Source organism: uncultured Agathobaculum sp., from assembly GCF_963927765.1.
Lineage (GTDB): Bacteria > Bacillota > Clostridia > Oscillospirales > Butyricicoccaceae > Agathobaculum.
Map to the genome: position 1 here is coordinate 1 of NZ_CAWVCU010000087.1, position 14,521 is coordinate 14,521.

Consider the following 14,521-nt stretch of genomic DNA (forward strand, 5'->3'; position numbering starts at 1 on the left):
CGTCGGTTCGATGGTTGTGTTTGTCGAAGGACAGCCGAAAAAAAGCGCCTACCGGAAGTTTAAGATCGCCTGTGCTGCCAATGGACAGGATGACTATGCCTCCATGCGGGAAATGCTGACGCGCCGCGTGCAGCGGTATGTGGACGGTGACGAGAAATTTACGCCCTTGCCGAATGCATTCCTGATTGACGGCGGTTTGGGGCATGTCCGTGTGTGCAAAGAGGTGCTCGACTCGTTTGGCCTGCAAACGCCGTGCTTTGGTATGGTTAAAGATGATAAGCACCGCACCCGTGCTTTGGTCGCGCCGGATGGACGGGAGTTCGGCATCTCTGCTACGCCTGCACTGTTTGCACTGATCGGACGGATTCAGGAGGAAGTGCACCGGTTTGCCATTGAGTACAACCGCAAGCTGGGCGGCAAAAAGGTGCGCGGTTCGACACTGGACAAGATCCCCGGTGTGGGGGACAAGCGTCGTGCAGAGCTGCTGCGTCATTTCGGCAGCATAGAGAACATCCGTAAGGCGAGCGAGCAGGAACTGGCGCGTATCTTGCCGCGCAATGCTGCGCAGGCGGTGTTTGATTATTTCCACAAGGAGGACTGAGCAATGCGAGTGGTATCCGGTACGGCGCGGGGGTGCAGACTGCAGCCTGTACCCGGGATGAACACCCGGCCGACGACCGATCGCGTCAAGGAAAATGTGTTCAATCTGATTCAGGATCATGTGCGTGGCGCGCGGGTCCTGGATTTATTTGCCGGTACGGGGCAGCTCGGTATCGAGGCGCTTTCGCGTGGCGCGCAGCACTGCGATTTTGTGGAGCATAACAAAGCGGCATACAATATCGTGTGTAAAAATACAGAAACAGCGCATGTGTCTGATCGCGCTGGGCTGCATCGCACGGAGTCGGATGCGTTTCTTTCCCGTGCGGAAAAACGGGGTTATGACCTGATTTTTCTGGATCCTCCGTACGGAGGTGGGATTTTGGAAAATGCACTGGCGAGCATAGAAACGTTTGACATTCTGTCTGCGGATGGTATAATAATATGCGAAAGTGCAGTAGAGGATCGGTTCACGCATAGGTTTGAGACTGTTCGTGAGCGCCGCTATGGAGCAACTATGATTACCGTTCTGCGTCGGCGGGACGGCGGAACGGATGAAGAACATGAGAACTGCGATTTATCCGGGCAGCTTTGACCCGGTTACCTTAGGTCATCTGGATATTATACGCCGCGCTTCGGTCATGTTTGATCGGCTGATTGTTGCGGTGATGCATAACCAGAACAAAAAACCGATGTTTTCCGTGGAGGAGCGGATGGAATTCCTCCGGCGGACAACGGTTGGGCTGCCGAATGTGGAGGTTGCGTCCTTCGGCGGCCTGCTTGCGGATTATGCCAGACAGCAGGAAGCATGCGCGGTGGTCAAGGGCCTGCGCGCAGTTTCGGATTTTGAATATGAATTTCAGATGGCGCTGGCGAATCGGAAGCTGAATCCGGAATTGGATACGGTGTTCCTGATGACGAGCGCGGAATATATGTACCTCTCGTCCTCTGTGGTGAAGGACATTGCGGTACATGGCGGCAGTGTCGCCGGCTTTGTCCCGGATGGGATCATGCAGGATATTGTGCGCCGCACAAGAAAGGAAGGCTAAACGATGGCAACTTTGGACGAACTGATCAACAGCATGTACGATATGGTGCAGGACGCAAAGGGTATTCCGCTGGCGGGCGAAAAGTGCATCATCGAACGTGACCATCTGCTCGATCTGCTCGATGAGCTGCGCGCGACGCTGCCGAATGATTTGCAGGCCGCGCAGGATATCGTAGCCAAGCGCAGCGAGATGCTGGCTTCCGGAAAGCGTGAGGCGGAGGCGATTCGCCGTCAGGCAGAAGAGGATGCTCGCCAGATGGTTTCTGAGACGGAAATTGTGGTGGCGGCCCGCCGCAAGGCTAAGGAAGTGCAAGGCAACGCGGAAATTCAGGCGCGTGAGCTGCGCCGTGTGGCCAATGAGTACTGTGAGGACACCCTCAAACGCACAGAGGAAGCAGTGGCGCTTTCTTTGGAGGAAGTGCGCAAGGCACGTCAGCGTTTTAAGAGTATTGCCAAGTGAAAAAATGAAAAAAACAGCTGCTGAAAAGGCAGCTGTTTTTTTGTGCTGCGAAAAAATGGAGCGCCAATGGTATACGGTGGCCGGTGTTCCCACTTTGACCCACATAGAGAATATGCGGTGGCAACTCATTCCGTGGAGGGGCTGGGAATCTGGTGGGAGAGTGGTAAACTGGTGGGATTTTCCCCCACTGGAGCGCGCTGGTAGGGAAATGACAAAACTATCGAACAAGTGTTTGAAAATTGCAAAAATCGTCGAAACAACGAATTTATGGCCATAATCTTCTGCAAAATAATGCGAAAAAAATCTTGCAATCTATTCGGCGTACCGGTATAATGGAAGCAGGGTGGTGAGAAGTGGGGTAAAGTGTCACAGATTCCACCAAAGCGAAAGTGTGGTGTGAATCCGGTGAAGGGCGAGTACAAACATTCCGTTGATGCGAAGGGACGGCTGGCAATGCCGGCCAAGCTGCGCGAGGAATTGGGCGAGCACTTCACTGTCACCAAGGGCCTGGACGGCTGCCTTGCGGTTTATCCGGAAAAGGAATGGGAAGCCTTGGAGGATCGCATTCGCAGTCTGGGCAACGGCGAAAAGGCACGCCGCGTCAAGCGTTATTACTTTGCCAATGCGTTTGATGCGCAGCTCGATGCACAGGGCCGTATTCTCATCCCTGCAAATTTGCGTGAGTTTGCCGATCTGCAAAAAGACGTTGTGGTGATCGGCCAGCTGGATCACGCGGAAATTTGGAACAGCGACAAATGGCGCGCTTACAACGAAGAAATTGATGCGGAAAGCGTCGCCGCCGATGTGGAAGATATGGATTTTTAACCGGACAAGCAGGAGGGAAGTATGGAATTTCATCACGTATCCATTCTGCTTGAACCATGTTTGGACGCACTTCAGATCAAACCGGACGGCGTTTATGTTGATGCCACGACCGGCGGCGCCGGACATTCGCTCCGCATTGCGGAGCGTTTGCATGATAGCGGACGTTTGATTTGCATTGACCGCGACGATGAAGCGTTGGAAAATGCCAAAACCCGACTGCACGATGTGTGGCAGCGGGTAACGACGGTCAAAAGTGATTTTCGGGAAATCGACCATGTGCTCGAATCGCTCGGGCTTCCGGGAGCAGACGGCATCCTGTTTGACTTGGGGGTTTCCTCCCCGCAGCTCGATCATGCGGAGCGCGGCTTTTCCTATATGCAGGATGCGCCGCTGGATATGCGCATGGACCGGACGCAGAAGCTGACTGCTTTTGAGGTGGTAAATGGATGGAGCCGGGAGGAGATCCGGCGGATCCTGTTCGAATATGGCGAAGAGCGATATGCGCCGCTGATTGCTGCGGCAATTGAACGTGAACGCGCGAAAAAACCGATTGAAACCACGTTGGAATTGGTCGACGTGATCAAAGGCGCGATGCCGGGCAAGGCAAAGCGTGAAAAACAACATCCGGCAAAACGCAGCTTTCAGGCGATTCGTATTGCGGTAAACGATGAACTGGGTGCGGTGCGGGAAGCAATGGACAAAGCGATTGATTGCCTCAATCCGGGCGGACGGCTTGCGGTGATCACGTTCCATAGCTTGGAGGACCGTATTGTAAAAGCGGCGTTTCAACAAGCAGCGCAGGGATGTACCTGCCCGAAAGAGTTTCCGGTTTGTGTGTGCGGGAAAAAACCGAAAGTGCGGCTTACTCCGCGTAAGCCCATCCTTCCGGATGAAAGAGAGATCGGAGAAAATCCCAGAGCACGCAGCGCCAAGCTGCGCGTATGCGAAAAGATATGAATAGCAACCGCAGGAGAAAGGAAATGCAATGATGACTGCCAGCAGGGAAAGCGTGGCCTATGAACAATATGAAGAACGTTTTCCGGTGCCACAGGAGCAGAAACGCAATTTGCGCGTAGCGCCTACACCGCGTCGGCGTAAGAAAGCGCGTGTAAGACCCAGCTTGCTGGGATGCTTTGTGGTCGTGGCGATTGCCGCAGCGTACATCTTGTTTTGCCAGATGCAGCTGACGCAGCTGAGTGCCGAGGTTGGCGAACAGAATGATACGCTCAACGAACTGGCGGCGGAAAATGTGTCGCTGACGACCAAGCAGATCAACAGCGTGAATTTGGATGAGGTAGAGGAATATGCGGTGAACAATCTGGGGATGGTCAAGATGGATAACTCCCAGATTGAATATGTGGAACTGACCAACCCGGATACCGTGACGGTAGCGGATAGCGGCGTATCGCTTGGATCGCTGTTTGCCGGTTTGGCGCGCAGCTTTTCTGCGATTGTGGAATATATTCGGTGAGTAAATGAATAGGATGCGTACAGGGGAGTGAGAGGTGGAAACTTCTGACTCCTTACGCTTTTTATAACGGGATTACGGAGGAAAGGAAATACCATGGCAGCAAAGGGACCGAACAATCAAATGCGTGCGCGAATCGGTGTAATGACCTTGGCGTTTGTGGTGTTTGGATTTGGACTGGTGGGAATACGTCTGTTGTATATGCAGGTATTCAACCATGATTTTTATGTGCAGCAGGCAGCGTCCCTGCAAACGCGCGATACGTTTATTACCCCGAACCGCGGCAAAATTTATGACGCCAACATGCAGGTTTTGGCGGAATCGGCTGAGGTGGAGCGTATTGTTGTTTCACCAAAAGGCGTGGTAGACGAGACAAAGGTAAACGACGGTAAGTCTGCACAGGCACAACAGCAGACGTTGGCGCAGATTTTGGCGGACGAACTGAGCCTGGATTACGATACGGTGCTGCAGAAAATTCAGAAAACCGATTCTGAGTATGAGATCATTGCACAAAAGGTGGATAAAGACGTTTCTAAAGAGCTGTATGAGAAGCTGGAACAGGCGGGCTGCACAGGTGTGTATTCCGAGCCGGATACGAAGCGGTACTATCAGCAGGGCGCCTTCCTTTCGGCAGTGCTTGGTTATGTCGGCAGCGATAACAGCGGTGCATATGGTCTGGAAGCACAGTATAACGATGTGCTTTCCGGTACGGCTGGGCGTATCGTGCGTGTGCAAAATGCGCAGAATAAGGATATGACGCCGGATACCGAGCAATACATTCCCGCGCAGGACGGCGATTCGCTGGTATTGACCATTGACAGTGATATCCAGAACTTTTTGGAAAAGCATCTGGAAACCGCGCTGGCAGATAATCCGGAGGCGCGCGACGGTGTATCCGGTATCGTGATGAATGTTAAGACCGGTGAAGTGCTGGCGATGGCGTCTATGCCGGACTATGACCCGAACAACTCCTATATGATCACGGATGAGCGATACATCGAGGAGCTGAAAACCAATGTGCAGGCTGCCTTGGCAGAGGCCGGCGTGACGGCAGAAATCAGTGACAAGTATTATCAAGAAGGCGGGCTTGCTAATCTGCCGGAGAGTGTGCAGGAAAATGATGAGCTGGTCGACAAATTAACCGAAATTCGTTCCAAGCTGCTTTATAAAATGTGGTATAATCCGGTAGTAACGGATAACTATGAGCCAGGCTCTACCTTCAAGCTGATGAATGTGGCAACTGCTTATGAGCTTGGTTTAGTGCACGAAGAGGACACTTATTATTGCAGCGGCTCGATGATGGTCGGCGACTGGTCTAAGCCGATTCAGTGTTCGAACACTAGTGGTCACGGCACGCAGACGTTGACCGAAGCGCTGATGAATTCCTGCAACGTGGCAATGATGCAAATTGTCGCAAAAACCGGCAAGGACCGTTTCTATGAGTTTTACAAGGCCTTCGGTCTGACAGAACCGACTGGCATTGATCTGCCCAGCGAAAGCAAGGGCCAGTTCCATGATGTGAATGTAAGCAGCGAATGGAATGAAGTATCTCTTGCAACAGCATCGTTTGGTCAGCGCTTTACCGTCACTCCGTTGCAGGAGCTGAATATGGTTTGCGCGATTGTGGACGATGGGAAACTCAAGCAGCCGTATGTGGTTAAGGAAATTCTTGGCTCGGATGGTTCGGTCAAATCCACGACCGAAACCAATGTCATCCGTCAGGTGATTTCGGAGGAAACCTCCGCCTATATGCGTGAGGCAATGGAAGCGGTCGTATCCGGCGGCACGGGCAAAAACGCCTATGTATCCGGTTATCGTATCGGTGGTAAAACCGCGACCTCGGAGATTTTGCCGGAATATGATGACGAAGGCAATGTGATTGACAAAGAGGATCGCTATACCGCATCCTTCATTGGTGTCGCACCGATGGACGATCCGCAGATTGCTGTACTCGTTGCTATCAACGATTTGCCGGAGTCGGCGCCTCACGGCGGCGGTGCCATCGCGGCGCCGGTCGTGGCCCGCATCATGGAAGATGTGCTGCCGTATATCGGTGTAACGCCGGTTTACTCGGATGAAGAGAACGACCGCCGCGAGCTGACCGTACCTAGCGTGATCGGTTCGACAGAAGAAGAGGCTGCAAGTGCGTTGGAGCAGGCAGGCTTCGAATACCGTGTGGTCGGCGACGGCGATACAGTCACCGATCAGGTGCCGTCGGGCGGTGTGCGCATCCCGGCAAGCGGTAAGGTGATTCTGTATATGGGCGCGAGCAAACCGACCGAGCAGATCACGGTACCCGATCTGACGGGCTTGACACCGGATCAATGTCGTAGTACATTGGAAGAATATGGGCTGTATCTGAAACAGAAGGGCGTTGCCTCCTCTCAGGTTACGGGCAACACGACAGCAAGTAGACAGAGCCCAGCATCCGGCACAAAGGTGAATATCGGCGCGGTGGTAACGGTTGAATTCTCGGATACCACGAACGTCAACGACCGATAGGAGGAAAAAGATGAAATTACAGGAACTGCTCCGCGGAGTTGCGGTGAAAAGCAGCACGGCCGCAGATGATTTGGAAATCCGTGAGGTGCGATATGATTCGCGTGCTGTGCAGGCGGGCGACCTGTTTGTCGCCATCCGCGGTTTTGCAACAGACGGACATCAATATATCAGCAAGGCGCTCGAGCAGGGTGCAGTTGCGGTGGTGTGTGAAGAAGCACCTGCAGGCGTACCGGTAGTTGTGGTCGAAAATGCCCGTCAGGCGCTGGCCGAAATCGCGGCAAACCGCTTCGGCCATCCGGCAGACAGCATGGTGATGCTGGGTGTGACCGGCACCAATGGCAAGACGACGACCACCTATTTGGTGAAGCACATGCTGGAGGATGCGGGACACAAGGTTGGTTTGATTGGCACGAACCAAAACCTGATTGGCGACGAAGTGATCGAAACCGAGCGCACTACCCCCGAAAGCTATGAGCTGCACGCACTGTTCGCGCGGATGCGCGATGCGGGCTGCACGCACGTGATTATGGAGGTGTCCTCGCATTCGCTCGTGCTGGACCGGGTATATGGCATTCCCTTTGCGGTCGGCGCGTTTACCAACCTGACGCAGGATCATCTGGATTTTCATAAGACGATGGAAGAGTACCGCAAGGCAAAGGCTATGCTGTTTGCCATCAGCAAAAAAGGCGTTATCAATCTGGATGACGACGCGGCGCAGGCGATGTTGGCGGACGCGAAGTGCCCGTGCATGACGTTCTCGTGCGAGAAAGATGCAGCGGACTTGACGGCAAAAAATATCCGCTTGCATGCGGACGGTGTGGAATTCGTTGCGACGACAAAAGGCGAGCTCGCGCGTGTCAAGCTGCCGATTCCGGGGCATTTCTCGGTCGAAAATGCGCTTGCGGCACTGGGTATGGTGCTGCAAACCGGCATGCCGCTCGCAGATGCGGCGCGTTCGCTGGCGACGGCGACGGGGGTGAAGGGCCGCGTGGAGGTCGTTCCGACCGATACGGATTATACCGTGCTGATCGACTATGCCCATACGCCGGACGGTGTAGAAAATGTGCTGCGCGCTGTGCGCGGCTTTGCGAAGGGGCGTGTGATCGCGCTGTTCGGCTGCGGCGGTGACCGTGACCGTACCAAGCGCCCGAAGATGGGGAAAATTGCGGCGGACTTGGCAGATTTCTGCGTTGTCACCAGTGACAACCCGCGTACAGAGGACCCGAAAGCGATCATCGACGACATTCTGGAGGGTATGCAGGGCACGAAAACACCGATGGAGGTAATCGTGGACCGTCCGGAAGCCATCCACTGGGCGCTGGCGCATGCGAAAAAGGATGATGTGATCGTGCTGATGGGCAAGGGACATGAAACCTATCAGGAGATCAATCATGTCAAGCATCATATGGACGAACGCGAGATTGTTGCGTCGTTCTTTGACAATAAAGGATAGGGAAAAGCGCGGACTTGGCGCAAATTCAAAAACATTGGGGGAGCGAGTGCATGGAACGATTTACGCTGGCGCAGGCGGCGGAGTGGACCGGAGGAACAGCAGCGGGTGAGGCGGCTTTCACAGCCGTTTCCACCGACTCCCGTCAGATTCCGTCTGATGCGCTGTTCCTGCCGATCAAGGGGGAGCGGTTCGACGCGCACGACTTTATTGATAAGGCGATTGGGAACGGAGCGGCTGCGGTGGTATCCCACCGACAGAACGAGGAATATCCGGTGCCGACGTTATATGTGGAAAACACCTCGCAGGCGCTGCTCGATTTAGCGGGCGGCTACCGTCGTTTGTGCGGCGGCAAGGTGGTTGGCGTGACCGGTTCGGTGGGCAAGACTACCACGAAAGAATTGCTGTACGCGGTGCTGTCGCAGGGATTGCGTGCGCAAAAGACCGAAGGCAACCTGAATAATGAAATCGGCTTACCGCTGACCCTGTTTCGCATGACGCGGGATACCGAGGTCATGGTCGCTGAGATGGGCATGAACCACTTCGGCGAGTTGTCGCGCATGACGGCGGCAGCACAGCCGAATATCGCGGTCATCACCAATATCGGTACTTCACATATCGAGTTTCTCGGCTCGCGCGAGGGTATTTGCAAAGCAAAGCTTGAAATTTTGGAAGGTCTCCAGCCAGGCGGCTGCGCGGTATTGTGCGGCGACGAGCCGCTTTTGTGGGAGAAACGCGAGCGTTTGGGGTGTCGAGTGGTCACCTATGGCATTGAAAATCCGGCATGCGATTTGACAGCATGCTTGCATACAGACGGTACATTTGATATCATAAACAACAAACTGCCCGAAGTGGCTTTGGCTTGCGGCGAGTGTTTTTCCGCAAAGCTTGCTGTGCCGGGCGCGCACAATGTGCTCAATGCTTTGGCTGCGGCAGCGGTGGGTCTGCTGCTGGGCGAAACACCCGAGCAGATTGCGCAGGGCCTCGCGTCGTATGAGGCGAGCGGCATGCGGCAGAACATTTACGAGCAGGACGGCTATCAGATTTACGCCGACTGCTACAATGCCAGCCCAGATGCCATGGAAGCAACACTGGCGGTGCTGGGGACGATGGCACCGGATGGTCGCCGTTTTGCGGTGCTCGGTTCGATGCTCGAGCTGGGCGATTATGCAGAGGAGGGGCACCGCAGAGCAGGCAGTGCGGCGGCGAAGTATGCGGATGCCTTGTACGCCTACGGGCCGGACGCCAAGGCGATGGTCGCAGGGGCAAAAGAAAATGGAATGGAGCGGGCGTTTGCGTTTGATGACCAGACCGAATTGGTCGCGGCGCTGCGGCAGGACGCAGCAAAGGGAGACGCCCTATTGTTTAAGGGCAGCCGCGGCATGCAGATGGAGCGCGCGCTTGCGATGTTCTTAGGGGAGGACGTGGAAGAATGACACCAGCAAATCTTTATACGGCATTGATTGCTTGTGCGGTTGCGTTTGTGCTGACCGCAGCGATCGGGCCTGCTGTGATCCGGTATCTGCGCAAAATGAAGTTCGGTCAGAAAATCCTTGAGATCGGGCCGAAATGGCATATGAATAAGCAGAATATTCCGACGATGGGCGGCTTTATGTTCATCATTGGTATTGCCGTCGCGGTGGCGGCAGGCAACAGCTTTGCAGGAGAGATCTGCATGTCCTCGCTGGCGGTGCTTGGCCTTGCTGTGGCATATGGTGCGGTCGGCATGGTCGATGACTATGCAAAGATCCGCAAGAAAGAAAACGCGGGTCTCACACCCAAGCAGAAGCTGGTGCTTCAGATTCTTGTGGCGGGTGCGTTCATTCTGGTGCTTTTCCTGGGAGCAGACAGTGCGCCGCGCCTGTGGATTCCGTTTACCGATATTGTTTTCTTCTGGCCATGGCCGCTGTACATTATTTTCGCAGCATTTGTCATTGTGGGTGCGGATAATGCGGTTAACCTGACTGACGGTATCGATGGCCTTGCGGCTGGTGTCACGCTGCCGGTAGCGCTGTTCTTTGTCTTTGTCGGCATTGCGCGCGGCGATGCAGGTGTTGTGATCTTCGCGGCGGCGCTGGCAGGCGGTCTTGCGGCATTTTTGATCTATAATTTTAACCCCGCAAAAGTCTTTATGGGCGATACGGGTTCCCTGTTCCTCGGCGGCGCGGTGGCAGGTCTGGCATTTGCATGCGATATGCCGCTGATTCTGTTGATTGTCGGTTTGATCTACATTATTGAAACATTGTCGGTCATTCTTCAGGTGACCTATTTTAAGGCTACGCATGGCAAGCGTCTGTTCAAAATGGCGCCGATCCATCATCATTTTGAGATGTGCGGCTGGGGCGAGAAAAAAATTGTGCTGACCTTCTCGGGCATCACGGTATTGCTCTGCCTGCTGGCTTACTTTGTGGCACTGGCTCCGGTGCTACCCTAATTCTTAACCCTTCGGAGGTGTCCTCATGGCTTCAACAACCAGACAGGCGCGTTCGCCGCGCCGACCGGATCCACGACGGCGGGTCACCACAACCCGCCCGGCGCTTCGGCCGGATCGTGCGCCCGTACCGCGCGATGCAGCTATGATGCGAACGCATACAAAGCCTCCTGCACGGACACATGCACGCGCGCGAGTGCGCGCACACGTGTGGGATGTAGGTGTGTTTGGCTCTGTGCTGATGCTGCTGGTGATCGGCCTGATTGCACTGTTTTCCGCAAGCTATTCCAACGCGCTGTTTTATCAAGGCAGCGCAACCTATTTTATCTCCCGTCAGGGTATCAATGCGGCGGCAGGTGTCGTTGCAATGATTGTGATTTCCAAGATCAATTATAAGCTGTATGCGCGATTTCATAAGGAATTGATGATCTTATCGCTCATCCTGCTGGTTTTGGTTATTACACCGCTTGGCACGGCATCCAAAGGCGCGCAGCGCTGGCTGTTTGGCTTTCAGCCGTCTGAGCTGGCAAAAATCACGGTTATTATTTGCTTTTCTTATTGGATTGCGCGCGATACGCAGGGCATACGAACCTTTAAGGGCTTGATTAAGCCGTATGGCTTCCTTTTGGCAGCCTATATCGTGCTGCTGTTCCTTGAACCACATACCTCGGCCATGATGATTATTTGCGGTCTGGGCGTGGTGATTCTGGTTGCAGGCGGCATGCGTCTGTGGTATTTTGGCCCGATTTTTGTAGCGGCAGCGGGCATTTTGACTGTATTTTATTTCGCTTTTGAACATGTACAGGAACGCTTTTCTGTTTGGCTGGACCCGTTTTCCAACATGCAGGGCGAGGGCTGGCAGGGTGCGATGAGCCAGATTGCCATCGGCTCAGGCGGACTGCTGGGCCGCGGTCTGGGCAAGGGCATGCAGAAGCATCTGTATCTGCCAGAACCGCAGAACGACTTTATTTTCTCTTCCTGGTGTGAGGAAATGGGGCTGGTGGGCGCATTGTTGGTTTTGCTGCTGTTTGCCTATCTGATTTTCCGCGGTTTTCGTATTGCGCGGGCAGCGCCCGATAAGTTCAGCTGTTTGCTGGCAACCGGTATTACGGCGAAGCTGGCGATCCAAACACTGATGAATCTGTTCGTTATCACGGGTATCATCCCGGTTACCGGTGCGAGCCTGCCGTTTTTCAGTTACGGTGGTACGGCGCTGCTGATGCAGATGGGAGAAATGGGTATACTGCTCAATATCTCCCGCTATGCGCGTGTGGAAACCCGCGCGGAAGAATGAGGAGAAATAGGCCTGTGCGATCTGCATCGGGCTTTCGAAAAAGGGGGGAACTCACTTGAGACTGTATATCACCGGCGGCGGTACGGGCGGTCATGTGACGCCCGGGCTGGCGATTGCACGCTATTTTGAACATAAGCATCCGGATACGGTGGTGCGTTTTGCGGGTTCGGCACGCGGGATTGAGAATAAGCTGGTGCCGCGCGAAGGCTATCCGTTGGATGCGATCGAGATCATCGGTATGTCGCGTTCGCTCAGCCCGAAGGGGTTGGCGCATAATATAAAGGCGGCAAAGCTGGCAGTATCGGCTGTTAGCAAGGCAAAAAAGCTGTTGCGTCAGGCACGGCCGGACTGTGTCATTGGCTGCGGCGGCTATGCATCGTTTGCCGTGGTGCGGGCTGCGCAGCAGATGGGAATTCCTACGGTGCTGCTGGAAGTAAACGCACTGCCCGGCAAGGTGACTAAAATGCTCTCCAAAAAAGCGGATCGTGTGCTGGTCTGCTTTGAGCAGGCAAAGGAAATCTTGGGCGGCGGAGAGAAAATCGTGCTGACCGGTGCGCCGGTGCGTGGGGAAATCCTCGCGGCGGACCGCGCAAAAGCGCGCGCCCGTTTTGGCTTGACAGAGCAGGATCAATTGGTGGTTTCCTTCTGGGGCTCGATGGGCGCAAAGTATATGAACGAACATATGGCAGGCACGATTGCGCTGGAGTGTAAAAATAATGTGCCGTATCACCATGTGCATGCTACGGGTGCGGCGGCACGCGAGTGGCTGCCGCGCGTGGTGAAAGAGCAGGGTGCAGATTTGGAACAGCACCCTAATATTGAAGTGACAGAATATATTTATGATATGGCGGACCGACTTGCTGCGGCAGATCTGGTCGTTTGTCGCGCAGGCGCGGCGACGATGGGTGAGCTGTGCATGCTGGGTCGGCCAGCGCTTCTGGTGCCGTCTCCATTTGTAGCGGAAAACCATCAGGAGAAGAATGCGCGCGCGCTGGAAAAAGCGGGCGGATGCCGTGTGCTGCTGGAAAAGGATGCGTCGCCGCAAAAGCTGTACGAAGAGATGCAGCTGATGCTGGCAGACCGCAGCCGACTGCAACAAATGGGGCAGGCGGCTACCAGTCTAGCTGCGCATGACGCAAGCGAAAAGATTTATCGTGAGATCCTGTGGGCGATCGAGCACCACGGGAAATAAAGAAACGAAGGGGCGCCAACATGAGACGCAGAAAGCGAAGACAGAAAACGCCCGAGAAGATGCGCCGGCGTGCCAGCCGGCGGCAGCGCTTTTTCCATACGATTGGGCGCATCCTGTTTCTCGGGATTTTGCTGGCGGCGGCGATATTGGCGCTGACGGTTTTTTTTAAGGTGGATACCATCACGGTGGAGGGGGCGCAGAAATACCGCGCAGAAGAGATCGTTGCGGGCATGGATGTCAAGCAAGGGGACAACCTCTATTTGTGGAATAAGGTAAAAGTTTGTGATGCGATGTTGGAAAAGTTCCCGTATCTGCAAACGGTACAGATTCGACGGCATTTACCCAATGCTTTGGTGGTCACGGTGACGGAATGCACGGCATCTGTTGCCGTTGCGTCGGACGGCGGATATCTCCTGCTCAGCAAGGAGGGCAAGGCGCTGGAACAAAGCGCGACCAATAATGGCCTGCCGATTATCACAGGTATGACCTTGTCTGATGTTCCGCTCGGCAAGATTCTGTCAAGCGAATCGAGCGAGTCGGCAGATGAGCTGCTGACCATCTTGCAAACGATGGATGCGGCCGGCATGCTTGATGAGCTTTCCTTTATCAATTTGTCTGATCTGCGTGATATCCATATCGGATATCAGAAGCGGTTTGATATCCGGGTGGATTCGGTGGATAATTTGGCGTATTATCTGCGCTTTGCGCAAACGGTAATCGAGGATCGCTTGTCGCCGTCTGATATCGGACAACTATACTGGGATTCGCAAAACCGCTTGCATTATGTGCCGGATACCGCGGAAAATATTGAAAAAGCCGGCCTGGGATTGGCTGCATCGCCCACGGTTCCGAATACTACGACAGAAGATACCGCGCAGCAGACAGAAGACGGAGATTCTCAATCTTCTGATTTGTCCGAAGGAAGTGGGGATGAAACACAGGGCTTGGACGATGGAAGCGGAGAGGAAGACAATGCGGCGGACGAAGCGGACGCCGATGGGGATGCATGAGGAAAAGGGAGGAAAAAAGGACAAAAGAAGGCCGGAATACCTTGAACAACATGGATTTGCAGGGGCATTTGGCATAAATTTGGTGGAAAGATACAGAAAACTTTCAGTTTTTTTTGAGTAATTCACTAATTTCTGTTGCAAAATGGAACAATTAGAGGTAAAATTAAAACAATAGGGACAGCTCGCTTGTGATAGGCGGCGTCTGCATAAAAGAACGTATAAGATAATCTGAACGATTCTTTAT

14 protein-coding genes are annotated in these 14,521 nt (G+C 54.2%); all 14 read left to right on the top strand.

What is annotated here, in order from left to right; genetic code table 11:
* Nucleotides 1–601 (top strand): helix-hairpin-helix domain-containing protein (locus ABGT74_RS07930; RefSeq protein WP_346705131.1); only part of this gene is annotated, 601 nt, incomplete at its 5' end.
* Nucleotides 602–604: 3 nt separating this feature from the next.
* On the top strand, nt 605–1,192 hold the full coding sequence (rsmD, locus tag ABGT74_RS07935) for a 16S rRNA (guanine(966)-N(2))-methyltransferase RsmD (RefSeq protein ID WP_346705132.1): 588 nt from the start codon (nt 605–607) through the stop codon (nt 1,190–1,192).
* Nucleotides 1,161–1,646 (top strand): pantetheine-phosphate adenylyltransferase, encoded by a 486-nt coding sequence (gene coaD, locus ABGT74_RS07940; protein ID WP_297283204.1) that lies wholly within the window; start codon nt 1,161–1,163, stop codon nt 1,644–1,646. Before rsmD ends, coaD begins: the two co-directional genes overlap by 32 nt.
* Nucleotides 1,647–1,649: 3 nt before the next feature.
* A complete protein-coding gene (locus tag ABGT74_RS07945; protein ID WP_297274869.1) occupies nt 1,650–2,105 on the top strand; it encodes a hypothetical protein in 456 nt (151 codons plus the stop codon).
* A gap of 396 nt (nt 2,106–2,501) precedes the next feature.
* Nucleotides 2,502–2,930 (top strand): division/cell wall cluster transcriptional repressor MraZ, encoded by a 429-nt coding sequence (mraZ, locus tag ABGT74_RS07950; protein ID WP_297283203.1) that lies wholly within the window; start codon nt 2,502–2,504, stop codon nt 2,928–2,930.
* 21 nt (nt 2,931–2,951) lie between these two features.
* Entirely contained in the window at nt 2,952–3,887 is a 936-nt protein-coding gene (gene rsmH / locus ABGT74_RS07955) for a 16S rRNA (cytosine(1402)-N(4))-methyltransferase RsmH (RefSeq protein ID WP_297283202.1), read from the top strand.
* A gap of 28 nt (nt 3,888–3,915) precedes the next feature.
* The gene (locus tag ABGT74_RS07960; RefSeq protein WP_297283201.1) at nt 3,916–4,401 is read left to right on the top strand and encodes a septum formation initiator family protein; all 486 of its coding nucleotides are present in this window, start codon (nt 3,916–3,918) and stop codon (nt 4,399–4,401) included.
* A 93-nt stretch (nt 4,402–4,494) separates the two neighbouring features.
* Nucleotides 4,495–6,900: a penicillin-binding transpeptidase domain-containing protein gene (locus ABGT74_RS07965; protein ID WP_346705133.1), complete on the top strand. Its 2,406-nt coding sequence runs from the start codon at nt 4,495–4,497 to the stop codon at nt 6,898–6,900.
* Nucleotides 6,901–6,910: 10 nt separating this feature from the next.
* Nucleotides 6,911–8,353: a UDP-N-acetylmuramoyl-L-alanyl-D-glutamate--2,6-diaminopimelate ligase gene (locus ABGT74_RS07970; protein WP_346705135.1), complete on the top strand. Its 1,443-nt coding sequence runs from the start codon at nt 6,911–6,913 to the stop codon at nt 8,351–8,353.
* A gap of 50 nt (nt 8,354–8,403) precedes the next feature.
* Nucleotides 8,404–9,786: a UDP-N-acetylmuramoyl-tripeptide--D-alanyl-D-alanine ligase gene (murF, locus tag ABGT74_RS07975; RefSeq protein ID WP_346705136.1), complete on the top strand. Its 1,383-nt coding sequence runs from the start codon at nt 8,404–8,406 to the stop codon at nt 9,784–9,786.
* Complete coding sequence (gene mraY / locus ABGT74_RS07980) at nt 9,783–10,784, top strand: phospho-N-acetylmuramoyl-pentapeptide-transferase (protein ID WP_346705137.1); 1,002 nt, start codon at nt 9,783–9,785, stop codon at nt 10,782–10,784. Before murF ends, mraY begins: the two co-directional genes overlap by 4 nt.
* Before the next feature lie 25 nt (nt 10,785–10,809).
* Entirely contained in the window at nt 10,810–12,075 is a 1,266-nt protein-coding gene (locus tag ABGT74_RS07985; protein ID WP_346705138.1) for an FtsW/RodA/SpoVE family cell cycle protein, read from the top strand.
* Nucleotides 12,076–12,130: 55 nt separating this feature from the next.
* Entirely contained in the window at nt 12,131–13,267 is a 1,137-nt protein-coding gene (gene murG / locus ABGT74_RS07990; RefSeq protein WP_346705139.1) for an undecaprenyldiphospho-muramoylpentapeptide beta-N-acetylglucosaminyltransferase, read from the top strand.
* 20 nt (nt 13,268–13,287) lie between these two features.
* A complete protein-coding gene (locus ABGT74_RS07995; RefSeq protein ID WP_346705141.1) occupies nt 13,288–14,277 on the top strand; it encodes an FtsQ-type POTRA domain-containing protein in 990 nt (329 codons plus the stop codon).
* The last annotated feature ends 244 nt before the right edge of the window (nt 14,278–14,521 follow it).

Excerpts from the sequence above, each read along its gene's own strand:
- rsmD (WP_346705132.1), top strand. The coding sequence starts at position 605 with ATGCGAGTGGTATCCGGTACGGCGCGGGGGTGCAGACTGCAGCCTGTA.
- coaD (WP_297283204.1), top strand. The coding sequence starts at position 1,161 with ATGAGAACTGCGATTTATCCGGGCAGCTTTGACCCGGTTACCTTAGGT.
- ABGT74_RS07945 (WP_297274869.1), top strand. The coding sequence starts at position 1,650 with ATGGCAACTTTGGACGAACTGATCAACAGCATGTACGATATGGTGCAG.
- rsmH (WP_297283202.1), top strand. The coding sequence starts at position 2,952 with ATGGAATTTCATCACGTATCCATTCTGCTTGAACCATGTTTGGACGCA.
- ABGT74_RS07960 (WP_297283201.1), top strand. The coding sequence starts at position 3,916 with ATGATGACTGCCAGCAGGGAAAGCGTGGCCTATGAACAATATGAAGAA.
- ABGT74_RS07965 (WP_346705133.1), top strand. The coding sequence starts at position 4,495 with ATGGCAGCAAAGGGACCGAACAATCAAATGCGTGCGCGAATCGGTGTA.
- ABGT74_RS07970 (WP_346705135.1), top strand. The coding sequence starts at position 6,911 with ATGAAATTACAGGAACTGCTCCGCGGAGTTGCGGTGAAAAGCAGCACG.
- murF (WP_346705136.1), top strand. The coding sequence starts at position 8,404 with ATGGAACGATTTACGCTGGCGCAGGCGGCGGAGTGGACCGGAGGAACA.
- mraY (WP_346705137.1), top strand. The coding sequence starts at position 9,783 with ATGACACCAGCAAATCTTTATACGGCATTGATTGCTTGTGCGGTTGCG.
- ABGT74_RS07985 (WP_346705138.1), top strand. The coding sequence starts at position 10,810 with ATGGCTTCAACAACCAGACAGGCGCGTTCGCCGCGCCGACCGGATCCA.
- ABGT74_RS07995 (WP_346705141.1), top strand. The coding sequence starts at position 13,288 with ATGAGACGCAGAAAGCGAAGACAGAAAACGCCCGAGAAGATGCGCCGG.